Origin of the sequence: Bacillus cereus (assembly GCF_015071065.1) — a bacterium.
GTDB lineage: Bacteria > Bacillota > Bacilli > Bacillales > Bacillaceae_G > Bacillus_A > Bacillus_A cereus_BA.
On the sequence record NZ_VOVA01000018.1, the window covers coordinates 34792 to 55876 of the forward strand.

Below are 21085 nucleotides of genomic sequence, written 5' to 3' on the forward strand. Positions count from 1 at the left end.
AAGTCTCCTTTCTTACGCTTCTTTAATTGATATAATACTTGTAAATGGTAATAAAACTTCTGTTCCTATTCCTTCTTGCAGCGTTAAGAAATCGTCACCAACTGCTACAATAACACCTGTTAACTGCCCAACTGTCACAGTAATTTCCACGTTTTCACCTAAATACTGCTTTGCAATTTCTTTAAAAGGTGATGTATTACATTCTTTTAAAATGTTACAAATAATAGTTTGAAACTCACTTGATTCTATAAATTCTTCCGTAGCTTGCTTAGAATTTCTTTGAATAAACTTCGCGAAGTTTTGTGAAAATAAAAGTCGTTCCACAGCAGGCAGTAACTTGTCATCTAAAAAATAACCTAATTGTCTATTAAACAGTCGGGATAATTTATGCCAATATTTTCTGAACAGACACATACACTTCTCCTCCTATTATTTTTAAAGTATAAAATTTTACATCCATACATCTTAATTTATACAAAGCAGGCTTTTTTTGTGATAGGTAAGGCATACATTTTCTAAAAGAAATAATTTTTTCAGAGCATAAAAAAGATAGATGGTGTCCCATCTATCTCTTTGCTAATCTTTAATTTTTAATTGTCACAATGGGAGCTACGCCGTAATATACCGCTCTTGATAATTCTGCTTGTTTGGATATAGAAGCTGTAACAAGGGATCCACCACTTGCCGAAAAATATTTTGCAGCTTCTAACGGAATACCATCTTCTTTCACATCAATATGCGTTCCATCTTGCCAGTCTATTTTCTGCATTGTTGCTGAAAAGTCCCCAGTCACTTTACCAATTTCCTTACCATTCATCTCTAAAAATATCCATTCCCATTTTGTTAAACTTAGTACTTGTTTCAATTCTCCAATTTTCTTTCCATTTATACTATAAAATATATAGAAGTTACGCACTCCTGTCTTCTTTTGAACACGCAACAGTTTTTCTCCCGATTGATTATATAAATAAAATTGTTGCTCATGTAGCCCTTTAAAAAGAAAAGAGAGTAGCACTTTCCATATACTTTGAATAACAGAATTATACTCTTCTTTTAAAACACCTACTGCACGTCCATCTAATCCAAAGTACGTTATTACTTTAAATATTCCTACCTCTCCACGAACAACGAATTTTTGTTGCTCAAATAATTTAGAAGTCTCTATATTCCAATTATCCTGCTTAAGCACTTTCGCTCTTCGTTTTTCTATAAAACTATATATTAGTAATCCAAACGCTGGTAGCAAAATACCTATTAATTTCAGGATTTCTTTATCTGAAGTGAATATTGTTCCTTTTTTATATTCCATAACTAATCCAATTACAACGATAATCCATACAATGATAGCTATACACAAAGTTCGTTTCGCATTGCGTGCATGATGCTTATGTATACTCATAACCCTCCCCCTTTTCCATTTATTTCATTATCGCACCGCACATATATTTCCTCAATACAAAAAAGACTATCCAAAAGAACAGTCTTTTACACTTCTATATTTCGTAACATCGTATAAATATCGTTATTCACTTTACCAAACGATTTAATGTTATTTTGAATGTTTGATAATAAAACGACATACACACTTCCATTTTTACTAAATCCATTTAAGCAATTCCAACCTGGCATTACACCGTGATTTGAATAACTGCCTGGATCTACATACCAGCCAAATCCGTAATCCTTTTTCACGGCTGTAAACATTTGATCATAACTCTCTTTTGAAATTAATTTTCCAGAGAATAGCGCTTCATTAAATAAATATAAATCATGCGCGCTTGTATATATATCACCGCAACCATATAGTTGTGACATGCTCGGAATGTTAGGTGTTGTCATGTTGTTATTCACTATTTTATAACCTGTTGATGGGAACCTTGTTTGTTCTAACGCTTTACCAAAACCAGACTGCTTCATGCCAGCAGTCGCAAAAATATGTTGTTTAATATATTCTTCTAATGGTTGTCCACTTACCTTCTCGGCAATGTAGGCAAGTATAGAGTAGTTCGAATCTGAATACTTCCATTTCTCTCCTGGGCCTGCAATACGCTTTTGGTTTCCTATTCGCTTTATCAATTCCTCATGAGAAATATCATCTTTTCCCTGCTCATATTCAGGAATTCCTGATGTATGTGTTAATAAATGTTTTAGCTGAATACCATTACCTTGAGGAAAATCCGGAATATACTTTGCTACCGTATCCTCTACTTGTAATTTATTTTGATCTTTCAATTGCATAATAGCGGTCGCTACAAATGCCTTTGAAATAGAGCCAATATAAAAGGTTGTTTCTGAATTATTCGGTACTTGCTTCTCTTTGTTCGCCATACCGTATCCTTTATTCAAAAGAACTTTTCCGTTCTTCACAATAACAGCTGTTCCACTAAATCCTGCGTTTTGTAAATATTGATCCAATTGAGCGTTTTCATTAATTTCTTGAGGCGGTCCTTCAGCAGGTTTCTCTATAACTTGCGCCTGTTTTATCTGTTCTTCCTGTTCTTTTTGTTTTCTTTGTTTTTCAGCTTCTTGCCTTTTCATTTCTTCTTTCTTTTTTATCTCTTCTTGCTTCTTCATTTCTGCTGCTGCTTTTAAAGTTTCCTCTTTTTTATTATGCGCAACAATTTTTGTATACATGAAATATACAAGTGAAAGTAGTAGGACGAGAATGATTGTTCTTTTTATGTATACAATCGGACGACGTACTTTCCCATTAACAGTATTTTTTTCCTGATCCATGATTACCCTTTTCCCCTTATTTACCGATAATTTAATTCATCTACACAAAAATTTTTCCAAATCATTTCAGTAGATTATAGACACTCCATTCTATGTCATCCCTACTTTATCACGCGCTGAACATATTACCAACCTATATGTATAAAAAAGAAAAAGAAAATTTACAAAAGTAAGATTCCCTTTAAAATTTCAATATAATAAAAGAGGATATCCTGTAAAAGACTGGTGTTATCAATCTTTTTGGATATCCTCTTATCTAACTATTTATACGTGTTTTTTCATATCATCGGCAACAGATTCAACATTTGTACCTACGATAACTTGTACACTTGTGTTACTTAATTTCATAACGCCTTTTGCACCTGCTCGTTTTAATGCCGGCTCATTTACTAAACCTGCATCTTTCACTTGTAAGCGTAGACGCGTTGCACAGTTATCAATAACTGTTAAATTGTCTTTTCCACCTAAAGCAGCTACATAAGTTTCACCAATTGAACCTGCAACTGGTGCGTCTCCATCTTCAACTAACTCATCGTCATCTTCACGACCAGGAGTTTTTAAGTCGAACTTCTTAATTAAGAAGTAGAATACTACAAAGTAAATTGCTGCGTAAATTAAACCGATTCCAGCTAGTAACACTGGTTTTGTTGCAATACCAAAGTTTAAGAAGTAATCAATTGCACCGGCACTAAATGTGAAACCATCGTGAATGCCAAGTGATGTTGTTACGAATAAAGAAATACCTGTTAACACGGCATGAATACCATATAATAATGGTGATAAGAACATGAATGAGAATTCAATAGGTTCTGTAATACCAGTTAAGAATGAAGTTAATGCTAGACCACCTAACATCCCTGTAACCATTTTACGTTTTTCTGGTTTAGCAGCTGCAATCATTGCGAAACATGCTGCTGGTAAACCGAACATCATAACTGGGAAGAAACCAGTCATAAACATACCTGCTGTTTTATCCCCTGCAAGGAAGCGAGCGATATCACCATTTACAACATTACCTGCTGCATTTGTAAAGTCACCAAATACGAACCAGAAGTATGTGTTCATTACATGGTGTAAACCAATTGGGATTAATAGACGGTTTAATAAACCAAATAGACCTGAACCAACTGCACCTAAATTAACAATTCCATGAGCTAATGCATCGATGCCATTTTGAATTGCTGGCCAAATTTGTGCGAATAGAATTCCTAATATTAGCATCACAACCGATGTAACAATCGGAACGAAACGTTTTCCAGCAAAGAAACCTAACCATTCTGGAAGTTTAATTTTATGGAATTTATTATAAAGGAACCCTGCTATAACACCGACAATAATACCACCTAAAACTTTCATATCCACTTTAGTCGATAATTCGGCTGCCTTAGATACTTGTGTCATTGTATCTGCAAGCTTAGATGGATCTACATTCGCGCTATTGCCTATTAAATCTTGGACTTTACCTAATTTATCTTGTAATTCTGCAGTAGAATATCCCTTACTAAGTGCATCAATACTGTTTTTCATAACCAGATAACCAATTGCACCTGCAAGACCTGCGGCACCACTACCATCAACTGAAAGACCTATTGCAATACCAATTGCAAAAATAAGTGCTAAATTATCAAAAACCGCTGCGCCGGCCTGTGCCATAACAGGAATATCAAATACATCTGGTTGCCCTAAACGAAGCAATAATCCTGCTGCTGGTAGTACTGCGATTGGAAGCATTAACGCTTTACCAATACGTTGTAAAAACTGCAACATTTTAATTCCCCCTATCAAATTTATGAAATCGTTATCATTATAAGTACGCTTTAGAAAACGCTTTCTATTACATAACCATAATAACATATAGTTGTATAGATGTGTAGTTTTTATTTCCGAACTTTTTATGGATAAGTTTTCTATTTCCAAACTGTTATATAAAAGGGAAATTCTCCTTATTGAATACAAAATATACAGGCAAAAAAACTAATTATAGCACAGATAACTTTCGTTTTATCATTCCACTTTTTCATGTTATTATTTATTTCCGAGCATATCGGGAAAAGTAAACTTAGTTAATTCGAAATAGGAGCGTTGGTACTATGCAGTGCATTAAAACAAACAACTTACAACAGTTGTTAGAACAAGTAACACCATATACGAAAAAAGGAAAGCTTGCTACTTATATCCCCGAACTAGGCAATGCAAATCCAGATGATTTAGGTATTGCCATTTTCCATAAAGAGAAAGAATATGTCCATGCTGGTAACTCACAAACACTATTTACTCTTCAAAGTATTTCTAAAGTAATCACACTTGCTCTTGCTCTTTTAGATCGTGGTGAAGAATATGTATTTTCTAAAGTTGGAATGGAACCAACCGGTGACCCTTTCAATTCTATTATTAAGTTAGAAACGACAAGTCCTTCCAAACCTCTTAATCCAATGATTAATGCAGGAGCACTAGCTATTACAAGCATGTTAGCAGGAAAAGATAACGAAGAAAAAATGGAGCATATTCTTCATTTTGTACGTGAAATAACAGATAATCCTACTATTAATTATTCTTCTACAGTTGCCAATTCAGAATTAGAGACTGCTTACTTAAACCGTTCACTTTGTTACTATATGAAACAAAACGGAATTATCGATTGTGATATTGAAGAACTTATGGATTTATACACTCGTCAATGTGCAGTTGAAGTAAACTGTATCGATTTAGCACGTATTGGCTTAATTTTTGCAATGGATGGATATGATCCATATAAAAAGAAACAGATCATCCCTAAACATATTACGAAAATTTGTAAAACATTTATGGTTACTTGCGGGATGTATAATGAATCTGGTGAATTTGCAATTCGTGTTGGAATCCCTGCAAAAAGTGGTGTAGCAGGCGGCATTTTCGGCTGCGTAAAAGGCGAAATGGGAATTGGTATTTTCGGACCGGCTTTAGATACAAACGGAAATAGTATCGGTGGTTTTAAAATTCTTGAATTACTTTCTGCCCAAGAAGGTTGGAGTATGTTTTAATTTAGAAGTTATCCTGCTATATTGGCAGGATTTTTTATTTCACAAAAAAATCCGTTCTACTAGGCATCAACACAATTCAAAAAAACAGTAATGAAAGTTCTCTTTATTATGCATATTTGCTCCCCCCTCCCGAATAATATAGTACAACCTAGCGCTATATGGTGGAGGTGTAAAAATGAAACTTATATTTCAAATGGAAAAGCAGCCTGTCCTCGAAAAAACAATTCTTCTTTTCATACTTAGTATTGTAGAAAGTTTAAAGCTAAAAGTTGTTTCACTCGATGAAGCACATCGATACATATTTAATTTAGAAGTTCTAGAATTATTAATGGATCGGAATATTGATGACCAAGTACTAGAACTCATTCATTTCGGAATGGGACTTGAAGACATTTACCATGTACTTCCCGAAGAACTTGAGCATAGTATTGAAGAACTGAAATGGCTTTGTATTCAAGTTTTAAGTGAGTACAGTATGCACGAGGAATCAGAACAATTAATTGAAGATATACGCTAAAAAGCACCTATATAGGTGCTTTTAATGTTTTTTCAAACTATTTTTATACGTTTCAATATTAACAGGTAATTCTTCCTCTTCTAACGTATGTTCATTTACATCTTTATGAATATGAGCACCTTTAGGTGGTTGATGATCATGCCCTTTTTTCTTATGATCAAACGCTTTCCCGCGTCCCATACGGATCCCCCCTTTCTTTACAAGAAATCCGTATTAGTATGAAGAAAAGTACGTCGATATATGCATGTTCTTAGTGTATTTCCAAGGAAATACTCGAACATTGTTCTCTATTCTTCTTACAACAATTGATCTATCCCAATGAGTATTAATAAAACACCCGCAAGAATAGTCGCCCATTTCCCTAAGTATTCAGCTAAAAATCTTTTACCAACATACGCAAAACCACTAATACAAATGAAACTAAAAGCCCCAGAGATAATCGCTGTAAGCCAAAGGTTTAAATTTGTTACTCCTGCATCAAACCCACCGGCAATATTGTTAATAGATAATGCAACTCCTAATACAATAGCTTCAGAAAAACTAATTGTTTTAGAGCCATCAAAATCCGCTTTTTCTGGATCACGTAAAATCCCTATAAGTATACCGGCATCTTCATCTTGCTTTTTTTCCTTTTTACCTAAGAAAGGCTGACATAAAATAAACAACCCAATTATCCCTAATACAATTGCTCCAATAAGTTTTGCGGTGAAATCTGAAATAAATAATGCAATCCAATTCCCAAAAAATCCAGCTAATAAAGTAAATAAAAATCCAAAAAAAGCAATGATAAAATTATTAAACCATGAAATTTGAACCTTGCGGATACCGTAAGCAATCCCTACACCAGCATTATCTAAATTAGACGCGATTCCGATTAAAAAAATTGAAAATAAACCTGCCGTACTCATCGTACAGTCACCCCTTTTCTCACTTTTCAATGCATATTATGAAAATGTTGAGCAACTGTGCCTGTCTGTTTCATATACTTGTAATAAATGCTCAACATTTTTTCAACGATAGACAATAGAAAAGGAGTGCCTACATTATGCCCAATGAAAATCCAAATGAGCGGCTCGGTAAATTAATAAAGAAACTGTTAAAGGAGCGTGCTCTATCTATGCGCCAACTAGGAACACTGACAAATATTGATCCTGCAACAATCTCAAGAATTATGAATGGCAAACAACACCCAAAACAAAAACATCTACAAAAATTTGCAGAATGTCTTCAAATCCCACCTCAATTGTTATTTGATGAGATGTATCCTGATTCTCCTCACATAAATAAAGAAAAGACGGATATGTACACATCTCTTGATACAATTCAGCAAACTTTACAATCCTCTAACTTATTCGATTTCGATTACACAACAACTCGCGTAAAACAAGAACTTGAAAATTACGAGCGCTATGCCCAAACAACAGAAGGCGAAAAACGTATTCATGAAAGTTTCGAAAGTAAACTAGAACAAATTGATAGTGCTGGTCCTTTCATTGAACAATTAACAGATATGTATCAACAATTTTGCACTGAAACCATTTCAAAAGAAGAACGTGCAGTTCTTGGTGGCGCATTACTTTATTTCATTTTATCGACAGATATTATCCCTGATTATCTCTTTCCAATTGGCTATTTAGATGATGCAATTGCCGTTGAATTGGCGAACGAGAAATTAATTGAAATAAGACGAAAAACATAGAAAAGTAAGGAACTATTTCAGTTGTTGTCTATGTTCAACTCTGAAGTAGTGCACTAAAAAATCGTACAAGCATACTTACTCGCACGATTCAAAAATCAAACTATTTTCTTATTTTTTCGTATGACACCATTCATATATGAACGCTGTTATTACTTTTGTAAATTCAATTAACTGCTCAACTTCAACTTTCTCATTTATTGAATGAGCTTCTTCTAATGTACCTGGTCCGTAAATAACAGCTGGAATGTTAAACTCACTAAACCATCCGCCATCAGTTACTGTAGCAGACATATCTAAAGTTGCGACTTTCTGTAATATAGATTCATGTTCAGAACTTAGTTTCTGAATAGCCGGATGATTACTATCTACTTCTAAAGAAGGAAAAATTTCGCCACGATCCACAATCATTGATTCTCCGCCCCACTTAAATTGTGGTGGGTTCTCGCTTAACCATGGATCTGATGCTGCTACTTTTCCTATATACTCTTCTATTTCTTCTATTATTTGTTCATGCGTTTCATTTGGATAAAAGTGAACCGTAATCCATAATCGACACTCATCCGCAATAAACGCTGCATGCCGTCCGCCTTCAATAACAGCTGGATTAATTGTTGTTGTTCCAGATGGATAGCCTTCATATGTTTTCATGACTGCCCAATGACGCTCTAATTCTTGTAAACTTTGCACAATTTTCATCATTTTTTCAATCGCACTCGCTCCAAATAGACGTCCGCCAGCATGGATCATTTGTCTACGTGTTGCATCATGAAACGTTTGCGGGCTTTTCACAGTAATCCATCCAGTAATTACGCCGCCCTGTCCTTGCATATGTAAATCGCTCGTATCCACTACGACTGCAAAATCAGCATCATAACCACGTTTACAACATTGAAGTGTTCCTGCTTCTCCTACTTCTTCTCCAATTACCGATTGAAACATTAAGTCCCCTAGCAATTCAATTCCCGCTTCTTCTAAAAGCTGAATTGCAAATAAGGCTCCAGCTAGTCCACCTTTCATATCTGCCGCGCCTCTCCCAACTAACCAGCCGTCTTTTATAAACGGCTCAAATGGATTTGTTTCCCACGACTCATCTACCGATACTTCTGCTACATCCATATGGCCATTTATAATAAGACTTTTATGTAACTCACTTTCCGTCCCTTTTTTTATCCCAACAACATTCGGATCGTTCGGATATACATCCCATTTATCAATACTAAAATTTCGTTTTCTTAGAAACTCTGCAACAAATTCTTGCGCCTCATTTGTATTCCTCCCTGGTGGTGCAGGTGTTTCAAAGCGAATTAAAGTTTTTGTAAGTTCTAGTAGCTCCTCTTTTCGTAAATCAATCTGTTCTAATAGCTGTGAAACTTCTTGATTCATTGCTAATTCCCCTTTGCATACGTAGTATGTTTCCAGCTTTATTTTCACAAAAAAAGAGACTGTTTACAATCTGACAGTCTCCAAATTAATCAATATTATAAAGTGAAACTATAATCAGTGAGGGGGGGGGTTGTTCATCCCCCACTGATTATTAGCCCGCACCAATCGGGCATTTACGGGCAGTTTATCTCCCACCTAACTTCTTTGCTCCAGCCGAATTTTGAGGTGGGAGTTTTACTGCCCGTTAATGCGGGATAAACTTTCTGCTTCTGTTGTATTTACCTTTTCAACATATTCTATTTTGCTTCTCTTATTTCTTGTAGCACGGTAAAACAGTAAACAAACGATCATAAATGGAATACCACAATATAATGCCATTCTTTGTTCTGGAATAAAAGCCATAGCTACAATTACTGTTAAATTTAATACTAAAGCAAGAAGTGGTACAAATGGATACAATGGCGTTTTAAATTTCAAATCCTTAATATCTCCCCCTTGCTTCACGTATGTCCTTCTAGCTAATAGGTTAGATAGAGCAATAGATGCCCAAACTAATATCGCTCCAAACCCAGCAATAGAAAGAAGCCATAAATAAACTGTATCTTCCGCGTAAATCCCTGATAGTAATGAGAGACAGCCTACAATCGTACTTACAATCAATGCATAAATAGGAACACCGTTTTTAGATAACTTACCAAAAATCGGGCTAATCATTCCTTGATTCGACATAGACCATAGCATACGGGAAGTTGCATATAATCCTGAATTCGCAACTGATAGTACCGCTGTAATAATAACGAAATTTATAATATCGGCCGCATAAGGAATACCAATTTTATCAAATACAACTACGAATGGGCTTTCTATCACTCCTGCTTGCTGCCAAGGAAATAGTCCCGCAAGAATAAAAATAGATAGTACAAAGAAAATAAGTATGCGCCAAACTGTATTATTAATTGCCTTCGGGATCGTTTTCTCTGGATTTTCACTCTCACCAGCTGCAATACCAACTAGTTCTGTTCCTTGGAAGGAAAAATTAACTGCAATCATCGTAATTAAAATGGCTGATAATCCATTTGGGAACAACCCACCATAATCAGTAAAGCTAGAAAACATCGGCGCTGGTTCATTTCCTTTCATATCTAGAAAACCAAACATTGCTGCCCCGCCCAAAATAATAAATGCAATGATTGTAATTACTTTAATACTCGCAAACCAGAATTCAACTTCCGCAAAACTTCTTGAAGATAATGCATTAATAGCAAAGAGCAACACTGCGAACACTACACACCAAATCCATGACGGTACATCAGGAAACCATCGTTTCATTAAAATACTAACTGCAATTAATTCAATACCTATCGTAGCCGTCCAGTTTAGCCACGACATCCATCCCACTACATAACCCGCTGCAGGTGAAATGTGTTTTGTAGCATACGTTTGATAAGATCCTGCATCAGGCATCGCAACCGCTAACTCTCCTAGACAGAGCATCGTTAAATACATAACAAATCCACCGACAAGATACGCTACAATCGCTCCTCCAGGTCCAGCTTCATGAATTGTATAACTGGATCCTAAAAAAAGCCCAGTACCAATAACCCCTCCGAGTGCAATCATAAATATGTGCCGACTTTTCAATTCCCTTTTTAATCCTTGGTTTTGATCCATCATATAAATCCCCCCTTTTCACTTTGCAAATCCATTTAATGTAAGCGTTTTTAAAATTCTTCATAGTAAAAATAATTATTTAAAAGAGCAAAAATACATATTACTTATATTAATCACTACCTGTTATTAAAAGGTCATCCCTCACTGTTATTAATAGTTTTTGATCAGCGATAGCTTCTCCTTCTACCACTTCTAATGATTCGATATAACCACTGATTCCCACTTTAATTTCCACTTTCTGCTTATCTTTTGTTTCAATTAATGCTAATTTCTCCCACTCATATACGTAAGAACTTTCAGTAACAAATAATTTCTCTACTTTCCCGTAACAAGGACTATACACACCTTCTATAACCGTCTTCACTTTATAAATTCCTCCCTCTTATTAATTGGCACTGAAACGTTGCATAACCTATAAAGATTCATAATCCCCCTACTTTTTAAATTTAGAGATCTCAACTACTATTCATGCAAAATACGTACCAACCTCAACACCTATGTAAAATTGGGATTTCTTACGAAAAAAATCTGCATAACCGCAAAATTTTTCTATCATTTGAAAAGTTTTAAGAGAAAATAGCAAAAAAATTTTGCGGTTTTGTTAGAATTTTAATAAAATTATAAAGAGTCAGTCTTCATAGGGTGAAACGAGGAGAAGATGATACATGCATACAGAAGAAATTAATTTTAAACAAATTATTGAAATGAATATGCTATATGAAACTTTACTCAATGAACTCGATATCGGGATTCATATTATTAATGAGGAAAGTAAAACGATTATCTATAACCGCAAAATGATGGAAATTGAATCAATGGACCGCTTAGATGTGCTAGATAAAAATCCTTTAGAAGTATTTGCATTTGAAGAAAATAAAAATAGTACTCTTATAGAGGCATTAAAGCTTGGAAAGACCAACAAAAATATAAAACAAACATATTTTAACAATAAAGGACAAGAAATTACGACAATTAACAATACTTTCCCTATAATAGAAAACGGAAAAATTAAAGGCGCTATTGAAATTTCAAAAGAAATTAGTCATTTAAAACAAATAATGAAAACGAACCCTTCTCGAAAACAAAATACTAAGTTTACCTTTGATCACATAATTGGTGATTCTAGAGCTCTTCAATCGGTCATTGCAGAAGCAAAGAGAGTAATACGTACATCCTCCTCCATACTTATCATCGGAGAAACAGGGACTGGTAAAGAGCTATTTGCGCAAAGCATCCATAATGAAAGCCAGCGTTCAACAAAACCATTTATTTCGCAAAACTGTGCGGCTATACCAGAAACCTTAATGGAAAGTCTACTATTTGGTACGAATCGAGGTGCTTTTACAGGAGCAATAGATAAACCTGGTTTATTTGAAGAAGCAAACGGCGGGACTTTGTTGTTAGATGAAATCAACTCATTAAGCCCAACGCTTCAAGCTAAGTTACTACGCGCTATACAAGAAAAAACAATACGAAGAATCGGAGGCGCACAAGAAAAAGAAATTGATGTTCGTATTATAGCAACTATTAATGAAGACCCTCTTGAAGCTATTGCACACAATCGGTTAAGAGAAGACTTATATTACCGATTAAGCGTCGTTACTTTATGTCTTCCACCTTTACGGGAACGAAAAGAAGATATTGCATATCTTGTTCAGCACTTTATCGAAAAGTACAATATTCAATTCGGTCTCAGTGTAACAGGTATAGATGTAAATGTACGAGAATTCTTTTATACATACGATTGGCCTGGGAACGTACGAGAATTGGAACATATAATTGAAGGTTCAATGAACTTGATAGAAGATGAAAGTATCATTACAGCGTTTCATATACCCACTCGCTTTCGTGAACTAGCAAAAAAAGGATTCAATATGCAAACTCCACTAACTGGTCACAATGATGATGCGCCAAAAACTTTAAAATATACAATAGAAGAAATGGAAAAGAAATATATCAATCAAATTCTTAAAGAAAATAAAGGTAATATTTCACAAGCCGCAAAATTTTTAGGATTGAGTAGACAAAATTTGCAATATCGAATTAAAAAGCTGCATTTACACATATGAAATGAATCTTTCTCCACGTGCAAGTGATTATTTGGAAAAATATGTTGCAATATACATGTAACATGCTAGAAAGGGGCTATATATATGAGTAATGATAAAAAATTAAAGTTATTACAATACTTATACCTTCTCCCGGCCGTTCTATGTATGATGTTATTCATTAATGCTGATATGAACACCTTTCCTTATGCAAAGCTATTAGGCACAATTAGTGGCTCGTTTGCAGCTATTATGCTTGCTGCTTTTTGGAATTTGAAGCTACGTATGAAAAGAGAAAAATCTTCTTAAACGGACAAAGTTAATTATCATATTCAAACACGAGACGTTTACCGCTCTCGTGTTTTTTCATTGTACTCTCTTTATCTCAAGACTTTGAAATTTTATTTAAAATTGATTATATACAGAATACATGCTCTTTAATCACACCGACAAATTTCGACATTTTGTATTCATTATATTTGTTATCATGTAAGTTCTGAATCTGACATTTCAACATCTAGGAGGACTAATTTATGTATAAAAAAATTTTGCTTACATTAGCATGTAGTTCATTATTTTTTGGATTAGCTGCTTGCGGATCAAATGAACAAACAAATAATAGTGTACAAACAAAAGAAAAAGAACCATCTCCACAAGACACGGCGAAGGAAAAGAAAAAAGAATCAACTACAGGGAATCGCTCTAACCCGATTAACTTCAATGAAACTGCTACCGTTAACGATGTTATCTTCAATAGCGAAGACGGCAAATTTGAAAAATTTAAAGCTAAAGTTGAATTATCGATTTTAGAAGTAATTCGTGGCAATCAAGCCTTTGAAATATTAAAAAATGAAAATCAATTTAACGAAGCTGCTCCAGAAGGAAAAGAATGGGCCCTAGTAAAAATCAAAGGTAAAGTTACTGATGCCGAAACACAAGATCACGAATATGATTTATTCGGATCGAATTTCAAAATTGTTTCAAATGATGGACATGTTTACAATAACGAACAGTATGCTGTAACACCAAATGAACTGCATCAAAAACTTTATAAAGGAGCCGAAGGAGAAGGTTACATCTCTCAATTGGTTAACACTGGTGACGATTTTAAAATTCAATTCGAAACTCACGAAAGTAAAAAAGTTTTCTTTAACTCTAAATAAAATATTTTCTAAAAGGTGGATACTATGAAAAGAACAACAGAATTTGTATTAGGATTAATCGGTGGTATATTCGGGATTTTATGTGCATTCATCGCTTTATTTATCGGAGGCGTTGGCGCAGCGGTTGAAGCTGACGGAGCTAATCAAGTTATTGGATTAGGCTGGGCTGCTGTAGCTCTTTCAATTTTAGGAATTGTTGGATGTATTATGGTTAAGAGCAAAGCTAAAGCAGGTGGCATTATGATGACTATCGCTGCCATTGGTGGATTTATTTGTATTTCTATTGTTTACTTATTACCAGGTGTTTTATTATTAATCGGAGGATTAATGGGGATTTTCCGAAAAGATAAGACTACTGCATCAGCATAAAAGAAGAAGCACTCAAATGAGTGCTTTTTTCTTATCCATATCTTTTCTAAAACTCAACCTTCTCCAAATACAATCCGCTCGCCTCAGCAAGGCAATTAATTTGATTTCTCTGCTTATCCTCTAAAATTTGCGGAATTGCGTCCGCCTCTAATTGTCCTAATCCAACTTCAATTAATGCTCCAACAATTTTTCGCACCATGTTATGAAGGAATCCGTTACCACTTATTCTAATTTGTACGAATCCTGCTTCTTCGGAAACCTCAAGCGTATATACTTCTCGAACCATAGACTTTTTCTTAGACTTCGCATTCGAAAAAGCAGTAAAATCATGTGAACCAATTAAATATTGAGCAGCTTTCTTCATGCTTTTCACATTTAATTTTTTATTAACATGCATGCTATATTTACGCATAAACGGGTGCGTATGCTCTTCATTCCAAATTTTATATAAATATGTTTTCGCCTTAGAATTGTAACGAGCATGGAAGCGATCTGAAACTTCTTCTACATTCGTAATACTAATATCATTTGGTAAATATTGATTTAAATACTTTTTCACTTTATGTTCCACTAACTTCTCATCACTTTGAAAGTTAACTACTTGATTCAAAGCATGTACACCCGCATCTGTTCTACTACAGCCGATAATTTCAGTTTCTTTCCCGACCATTTCAGATATTACACTTTCAATTTTCCCTTGAATCGTATTGTCATTATTACCGAGACGTTGCCACCCTTTATAACGCGCACCGTCATATTGAATTGTTAATTTATAATTGTTCATTATATTCTCCTTACTTCCATTCGCTAAATAAAATATACCCTCACCTAGCTCCTGCTTTGTGAGGGACATATCCTTGTTGAATGTTACTTTCTAACAAGTTTCACTACATTTTCTACATGAGCTGTATGCGGGAACATATCAACTGGTTGTACATACTCCACTTCATAACTCTCCATTAATGCTTGCACATCACGTGCTAATGAGGAAGGATTACAAGACACGTAAACAACTTGTTTCGGTTTCACCTTTAAAATCGTTTCCAGTAATTTATCATCGCAACCTGTACGTGGTGGATCGACAACAATTACATCTGGACGCCATCCTTCTTTTACCCACTTTGGTAACCATTGTTCAGCTTTTCCAGCTTCATACTTTGCATTTGTGAATCCGTGGCGTTTTGCATTTTTCTTTGCATCTTCAATTGCTTCTGGAATTACATCCATACCGCGCACTTCCGCTGCATCATTCGCAAGCCAGAGCCCAATCGTACCGACACCACAATACGCATCCACAATTTTCTCGTTTCCTGTTAAAGCAGCTGCTTTTTTCGCTTCATCGTATAAAACAACTGTTTGTTCCGGATTTAGTTGGAAGAAAGCACGAGCTGATAATTCAAATGATAAATCACCTAGCGTTTCTTGGATTACTTCTTTTCCAGCTAAACGGAATGTTTTATCGCCGAAAATAACAGATGTTTTACGCCAGTTTACGTTTTGCATAATTGATTTAACAGCTGGCATCTGTTTTTGTACTTCTGCGATAAATTGATCTTTATTTGGTAATTCTTCTTTTGTTGTAATAAGTGTGACTTGGACTTCCCCTGTTTGAACTGCAGTACGTGTCACAATTGTGCGTACTAAACCTTTTTGTTTTTTCTCATTGTAAATAGAAACGTTTAATTTTTCTAATATACGTCTTACAACTTTTGTCGCTTCATTCGTTGCCTTATGTTGAATCATACAATGAGAAATATCAATTAATTGATGTGAGTTTTGTTTGTATAGTCCTGTAATAACCTTTTCGTCTTTACGCCCTACTTGTAGTTGGCTCTTATTACGATAATGCCATGGATTTCCCATGCCAAGTGTCGGACGAATTTTTTCTTCTAGACTGTTATTCATGTACTTCTCAAATGCTTGTACAACGATATCACGCTTTTGATTTAATTGTTCTTTATAATCTAAATGCTGTAATTGACAGCCACCACATTCCTCATATACTGGACACGGTGCTTTCACACGATGTGGTGATGATTTACGAACTTTTTTCACTTTCGCTTCAGCGAAGCCACGCTGAATCTTCGTTGCTTCCGCAACAACTTCTTCTCCTGGTAATGCCCCTGGAATGAAAACAACTTGTCTCTTAAAATAACCAACGCCTTCTCCGTTAATCCCAAGACGTTTAATTGTCACAGGAAACGTTTGACCAACTTCCAACTTACTCTCTTGTTGCTTTTGTATCATTATTACACCTCTACTCTATACTTTTCCATAAATATAACGCTGCATAACTACAGTATGGTTCACACTCTTGTTTCACTTTTTCTAAAAATGCATCATCAGGCTTATCCTCTAATTGAAATACACCTTGTACTGCACGCTGAATCCCGATATCTGCTTTCGGAAACATATTTTTCCGCCCAAGCCCAAACATTAAAAAGTTTTGCACTGTCCATGCTCCAATACCCCTTATTGGTAACAATTGTGCCGATACTTCTTCTTCTGTTTCGCTTTCTATCCTCACTAAATCTAATTTACCGCCCGCAATATGTTTTGCTAATCCTACCATATATTCAGCTTTTCGCTGACTAAACTTCTGCTCTCTCAATTCCTCTATTGAAATATTTGCTACTCTTTCTGGTGTTGGGAAAAAGAATACACCGTTCTTCTCTGTTCCATATCGTTTTACAAATTGATCTGTTAGCACAGTAGCAAATTTCAAATTTATTTGTTGATGAATGATACAGCGAAGAAGACAAGCGAAATAATCAAATTCTAAAATAATTGGAGTATAGGCATACATTTCAAATAGTGGACGTAACGATGTGTTTAAAAAATGATCTTGTATATTTTGAAACGGTTCATTCCAGTGAAAAATGGACCTCATTCGTTTCATTACTTTCTCTTGATTTCCTGCCTGACTAGAAATCCAAAACTGTGGATTTTGAACAGTACCAACCCCTTGCAAACGAACAACAATTTGTTCTTCGTCTATAAAAAGCGGGACATAAATTACTTTCTCGTCTAATTGAATGACGTTTAACGGGTCGAAAGATAAACGCTTTAGCACTTCTTCAAAATGGTACGGATATTCTAACGTAACATGTTCGCTCCACATACGTTTCCCCATCCTTTTTACAGAATTTACGATACGTGAAAGCCCACGTAGGACTTTAGTCCGTCTTTAGACGTGAGATGAAAGCATCATTTTTGCATAGCAAAACATGGTATACTTTATTTATAGTCATGCAAAAGACTCTAAAACGACTGTTCTCTGAAAACAGAATACATATGAGGTTGGGGTAGCAAATTCTTCTACTCCGTAAAATGTATTAAGTCGTCATGCAAAAGACGTAAAAACATGTGAGAACCAACAATCTGTACGGTATGGTCACAGTACCGTAGCCCACGAACCTATATGGTCTGTTGTGGGAGTGGTGATGGCACACCGCAATCTTGCACGTCAGCGATACCAGAAATGGACTTCGCCTTTGGTAGCAAGAATCCCACTGATGTTAGTCAGCTGGCCCCTTTAGGGGTGGGAGTGTCAAACATCATTATAGCATGAGAAAACCGCAAGCATACATGCTTACGGTTGATTGCTTTTTACTAAATCATCTAGGCTTTTAAAATGATACCCTTTCTCGCGCAAATCATCAATGATTTTCGCAAGTGCTTCTGCATTATCTTTTGATATTGCATGAAGTAACAAAACAGATCCTGGATGAATCATAGTCATTACATTATTATGAGCGTATTGCCATCCTCTTTGCTGATCTACTTTCCAATCAAGAAATGCAAGCGACCAAAACACGTTATAATATCCCATTTCTTTCGTAAGAGCTAGCGTTCTTTCACTAAACACCCCTTGCGGAGGACGTACATATTTCACTTCTTTTTGCCCTGTTACTTTTTTAATTTCTTCCGTTACGCTCGTTAATTCTTCACGAAGTTTCGCATCATTTACTGCTGTAAAATTTGGATGACTCCAAGAATGATTACCAATAATATGTCCTTCATTTTTCATTCTTAATAATAAATCTTTTTGTGTTTTTATATAATGTCCCGTCACAAAGAAAGTTGCTGGTACTTTCTTCTCCTTTAATACATCTAAAATCTTTCCTGTATATCCATTTTCGTATCCATTATCAAATGTTAAATAAATATCTTTTTTCTTCGTGTCCCCTAAGTAAAAACCACCGTTTTTTTGTAGTAATTCTGTATATAATTTCCCTGCATCTGGCACCGTTTCATTTTTAGGGCGTGGGATTCCCCAGTTATGTGGTGTATTCGTATAAGCAAATGTTGAAACTGGAACAAGTGCCATCATAATTGAAAAAATGAGACCTATATATAACCATTTATATTTCATAAATAGTCTCCTTTCCATATATAATCGTACCTGTAGTTTCTGTTTCCCTGCTTTCTTTCATGCTGAACATGTTTTTCTATATATACCAAAAAATGCACCTCGAATAATTCGAGATGCACTTCTCTTTACTTAAATACAGGTTCTTTAAAGCTCGCCAATTTTTCAAGTGATGTTTTATCAACATCAGCATGTAGACTTTTACCATGAGAATCCATCGTTACAACTGCTTTAAAACCATCGATACGTAAATGCCACATTGCCTCTGGGATACCGAATTGTAAGAAATCAACATCTTTCACTTCTTTAATACATTCAGCATAATATTGTGCTGCACCACCAATTGCATTTAAGTACACACCACCGTGTTCTTCTAAAGCTGCTAATGTTTTAGCACCCATACCGCCTTTACCAATTACAGCACGAATACCGAACTTTTTCATAATATCGCCTTGATATGGCTCTTCACGAATGCTTGTCGTTGGACCTGCCGCTTTAATTTGCCAATTGTCATTCTCATCTTTCACTACAACTGGACCACAGTGATAAATAATTTGTCCCTTTAAATCTACTGGACAATCGTTATCCATTAAATGTTTATGAATTGCATCACGCCCTGTATACATCATGCCGTTAATTGTAACAACATCACCAACACGAAGTTCACGAATTTGCTCTTCTGTAATTGGAGATTGTAATACGATTTCACGCTGCTCTGTTTGTTCTTGCGCAGCATCTTGCTGAAGTGTATCTTCCCCTTCTTGGTATAGCCAATCCATAATTTCACCTGTTTTAGGATGAATTGTTACGCCAAGACGACGATATGCCCAACAATTATACGCAACAGATACGTAGAAGCTCGCTGGCAAACGATTATATACTCCAATTTTGCAACCTAATAAAGTTGTTTCTCCGCCAAATCCCATCGTACCAATGCCAAGCTTATTTGCATTCTCTAACACATACTCTTCAAGCTTTTGTAATTCTGGAACTGAATTTACATCATCTAATGTACGGAATAATTGATTTTTTGCTAATTCGTAACCTGATGTGCGGTCTCCCCCGATACCGACACCGATTACCCCAGCGCTACATCCTTGCCCTTGCGCTTGATATACTGCATGAAGAAGGCATTTACGAATTCCTTCTAAATCACGCCCAGCTCGTCCAAGTCCTTCTATTTCACAAGGCAAGCTATATTGAATATTTTTGTTCTCACAGCCCCCGCCCTTTAAAATTAAACGTGCATCAATGTAATCTTTTTCCCATTGTTCAAACTTAATAACAGGTGTACCTGGTCCTAAATTATTTCCGCTATTGTCTCCAAAAAGAGAATCAACAGAGTTTGGACGAAGTTTACCATCTTTTGTCGCCCGCTCAAGCGCACTATAGATAGCTTCCTTCACTTTTAATTGATTCACACCAACTGGTGTATAAATTTTAAACGTTGGCATCCCTGTATCTTGGCAAATTGGCGAGATATTATCATCTGCCATTTTAATATTATTCGTAATTGTGCCAAGTGCCATCGCCGAACGAGTTCCTGCACTTTCTCGTTCTTTCGCTTGTTGAATTGCGCGACGAACATCTTTCGGTAAGTTCGTTGACGTTTCAACAATTAATTGATACATGCTTTCTTGAAGCTTTTCCATTGTTACTTCCCCCTCAATTGTGAACGCTACCAAAACATTATGAAATGAAAATTCCATTGTTATACTCTTCAGCTTTTTATTTATCCCGCATTAACGCCCGATTGGTGAAGGCTAATAAAGGTTAAATGAAATTTTTCACAACTTGATTATACCTTTTTTTCTATATTCCTTCTATTATCCGTACAGAAAAAGGCTGCCAACTTTGTAGTGGCAGCCTTTTTAATATATTATTCGTCTTTTTTAAATTGCTCACATTTCAGTTCTAATTCATCTAACATTGCAAGAAGACGATCTACATCTTCTAATTCTACCTCTTCTGGTTCAATCGTATCAATTACTTCAATGAACATATTTAAACGTTCTTTCAAATATACTAGTTGTGAATCTTTATCTTGAATTGCTTTTCCCATGAAGGCACTCTCCTTTTAATTCGAGTTGCTTTTATTATACCGCAA

22 protein-coding genes are annotated in these 21085 nt (G+C 35.4%); 7 read left to right on the forward strand and 15 right to left on the reverse strand.

Annotated features, from left to right (window positions below):
* Positions 1-12: 12 nt before the first annotated feature.
* The 4 genes from FT637_RS24845 to nagE all read right to left on the reverse strand — a co-directional run bounded on the left by FT637_RS24845 (position 13) and on the right by nagE (position 4503).
* On the reverse strand, positions 13-414 hold the full coding sequence (locus FT637_RS24845; protein WP_193648561.1) for a DUF2642 domain-containing protein: 402 nt from the start codon (positions 412-414) through the stop codon (positions 13-15).
* A 169-nt stretch (positions 415-583) separates the two neighbouring features.
* The gene (locus tag FT637_RS24850) at positions 584-1399 is read right to left on the reverse strand and encodes a sugar ABC transporter ATP-binding protein (RefSeq protein ID WP_193648562.1); all 816 of its coding nucleotides are present in this window, start codon (positions 1397-1399) and stop codon (positions 584-586) included.
* A gap of 86 nt (positions 1400-1485) precedes the next feature.
* Positions 1486-2736, reverse strand: coding sequence for a serine hydrolase domain-containing protein (locus tag FT637_RS24855; RefSeq protein WP_193648563.1), 1251 nt, complete (start codon positions 2734-2736; stop codon positions 1486-1488).
* Positions 2737-3000: 264 nt separating this feature from the next.
* Positions 3001-4503: an N-acetylglucosamine-specific PTS transporter subunit IIBC gene (gene nagE / locus FT637_RS24860; protein ID WP_193648564.1), complete on the reverse strand. Its 1503-nt coding sequence runs from the start codon at positions 4501-4503 to the stop codon at positions 3001-3003.
* A gap of 323 nt (positions 4504-4826) precedes the next feature.
* Between nagE and glsA the strand changes: the two genes are divergently transcribed.
* On the forward strand, positions 4827-5756 hold the full coding sequence (gene glsA, locus FT637_RS24865; RefSeq protein ID WP_193648565.1) for a glutaminase A: 930 nt from the start codon (positions 4827-4829) through the stop codon (positions 5754-5756).
* A 175-nt stretch (positions 5757-5931) separates the two neighbouring features.
* Entirely contained in the window at positions 5932-6273 is a 342-nt protein-coding gene (locus FT637_RS24870; protein WP_193648566.1) for a DUF3969 family protein, read from the forward strand.
* Between the two features lie 21 nt (positions 6274-6294).
* On the opposite strand, the gene FT637_RS24875 is transcribed toward FT637_RS24870, so the two are convergent.
* Together FT637_RS24875 and ytaF are read right to left on the reverse strand one after the other, a co-directional pair.
* Positions 6295-6453, reverse strand: a complete 159-nt coding sequence (locus FT637_RS24875; protein ID WP_080743487.1) for a hypothetical protein — start codon at positions 6451-6453, stop codon at positions 6295-6297.
* Between the two features lie 116 nt (positions 6454-6569).
* Positions 6570-7181 (reverse strand): sporulation membrane protein YtaF, encoded by a 612-nt coding sequence (gene ytaF, locus FT637_RS24880; protein WP_264675745.1) that lies wholly within the window; start codon positions 7179-7181, stop codon positions 6570-6572.
* Between the two features lie 137 nt (positions 7182-7318).
* Between ytaF and FT637_RS24885 the strand changes: the two genes are divergently transcribed.
* Complete coding sequence (locus FT637_RS24885) at positions 7319-7972, forward strand: helix-turn-helix domain-containing protein (RefSeq protein WP_193648568.1); 654 nt, start codon at positions 7319-7321, stop codon at positions 7970-7972.
* Positions 7973-8080: 108 nt separating this feature from the next.
* Here FT637_RS24885 and FT637_RS24890 read toward each other — a convergent pair whose 3' ends face one another.
* The 3 genes from FT637_RS24890 to FT637_RS24900 all read right to left on the reverse strand — a co-directional run bounded on the left by FT637_RS24890 (position 8081) and on the right by FT637_RS24900 (position 11390).
* Positions 8081-9355 carry an acetylornithine deacetylase gene (locus tag FT637_RS24890; protein WP_193648569.1) on the reverse strand — a complete coding sequence of 425 codons (1275 nt, stop codon included), beginning with the start codon at positions 9353-9355 and terminating at the stop codon, positions 8081-8083.
* 234 nt (positions 9356-9589) lie between these two features.
* The gene (locus FT637_RS24895; protein ID WP_193648570.1) at positions 9590-11029 is read right to left on the reverse strand and encodes an amino acid permease; all 1440 of its coding nucleotides are present in this window, start codon (positions 11027-11029) and stop codon (positions 9590-9592) included.
* Positions 11030-11135: 106 nt separating this feature from the next.
* Positions 11136-11390 carry a biotin/lipoyl-containing protein gene (locus FT637_RS24900; RefSeq protein ID WP_193648571.1) on the reverse strand — a complete coding sequence of 85 codons (255 nt, stop codon included), beginning with the start codon at positions 11388-11390 and terminating at the stop codon, positions 11136-11138.
* Between the two features lie 301 nt (positions 11391-11691).
* Here FT637_RS24900 and FT637_RS24905 point away from each other — a divergent pair, with 301 nt between their 5' ends.
* The 4 genes from FT637_RS24905 (at position 11692) to FT637_RS24920 (ending at position 14606) form a co-directional block, all read left to right on the forward strand.
* A complete protein-coding gene (locus tag FT637_RS24905) occupies positions 11692-13095 on the forward strand; it encodes a sigma-54 interaction domain-containing protein (protein WP_193648572.1) in 1404 nt (467 codons plus the stop codon).
* 84 nt (positions 13096-13179) lie between these two features.
* The gene (locus FT637_RS24910) at positions 13180-13383 is read left to right on the forward strand and encodes a hypothetical protein (protein WP_193648573.1); all 204 of its coding nucleotides are present in this window, start codon (positions 13180-13182) and stop codon (positions 13381-13383) included.
* A gap of 224 nt (positions 13384-13607) precedes the next feature.
* Complete coding sequence (locus FT637_RS24915) at positions 13608-14237, forward strand: hypothetical protein (RefSeq protein ID WP_193648574.1); 630 nt, start codon at positions 13608-13610, stop codon at positions 14235-14237.
* A 24-nt stretch (positions 14238-14261) separates the two neighbouring features.
* Positions 14262-14606 carry a DUF4064 domain-containing protein gene (locus FT637_RS24920; RefSeq protein WP_193648575.1) on the forward strand — a complete coding sequence of 115 codons (345 nt, stop codon included), beginning with the start codon at positions 14262-14264 and terminating at the stop codon, positions 14604-14606.
* A 46-nt stretch (positions 14607-14652) separates the two neighbouring features.
* Here FT637_RS24920 and truA read toward each other — a convergent pair whose 3' ends face one another.
* The 6 genes from truA to FT637_RS24950 form a co-directional block, all read right to left on the reverse strand.
* The gene (gene truA / locus FT637_RS24925; RefSeq protein ID WP_193648576.1) at positions 14653-15390 is read right to left on the reverse strand and encodes a tRNA pseudouridine(38-40) synthase TruA; all 738 of its coding nucleotides are present in this window, start codon (positions 15388-15390) and stop codon (positions 14653-14655) included.
* Positions 15391-15473: 83 nt separating this feature from the next.
* Positions 15474-16853, reverse strand: a complete 1380-nt coding sequence (gene rlmD, locus FT637_RS24930; protein ID WP_193648577.1) for a 23S rRNA (uracil(1939)-C(5))-methyltransferase RlmD — start codon at positions 16851-16853, stop codon at positions 15474-15476.
* 10 nt (positions 16854-16863) lie between these two features.
* On the reverse strand, positions 16864-17727 hold the full coding sequence (locus tag FT637_RS24935) for a DNA-3-methyladenine glycosylase family protein (protein ID WP_193648578.1): 864 nt from the start codon (positions 17725-17727) through the stop codon (positions 16864-16866).
* Between the two features lie 471 nt (positions 17728-18198).
* Positions 18199-18981 carry a delta-lactam-biosynthetic de-N-acetylase gene (gene pdaA / locus FT637_RS24940; protein WP_193648579.1) on the reverse strand — a complete coding sequence of 261 codons (783 nt, stop codon included), beginning with the start codon at positions 18979-18981 and terminating at the stop codon, positions 18199-18201.
* Positions 18982-19106: 125 nt separating this feature from the next.
* The gene (gene fumA, locus FT637_RS24945; RefSeq protein WP_193648580.1) at positions 19107-20630 is read right to left on the reverse strand and encodes a class I fumarate hydratase; all 1524 of its coding nucleotides are present in this window, start codon (positions 20628-20630) and stop codon (positions 19107-19109) included.
* A gap of 227 nt (positions 20631-20857) precedes the next feature.
* The gene (locus tag FT637_RS24950; protein ID WP_002174720.1) at positions 20858-21040 is read right to left on the reverse strand and encodes an SE1561 family protein; all 183 of its coding nucleotides are present in this window, start codon (positions 21038-21040) and stop codon (positions 20858-20860) included.
* Positions 21041-21085: the final 45 nt, after the last annotated feature.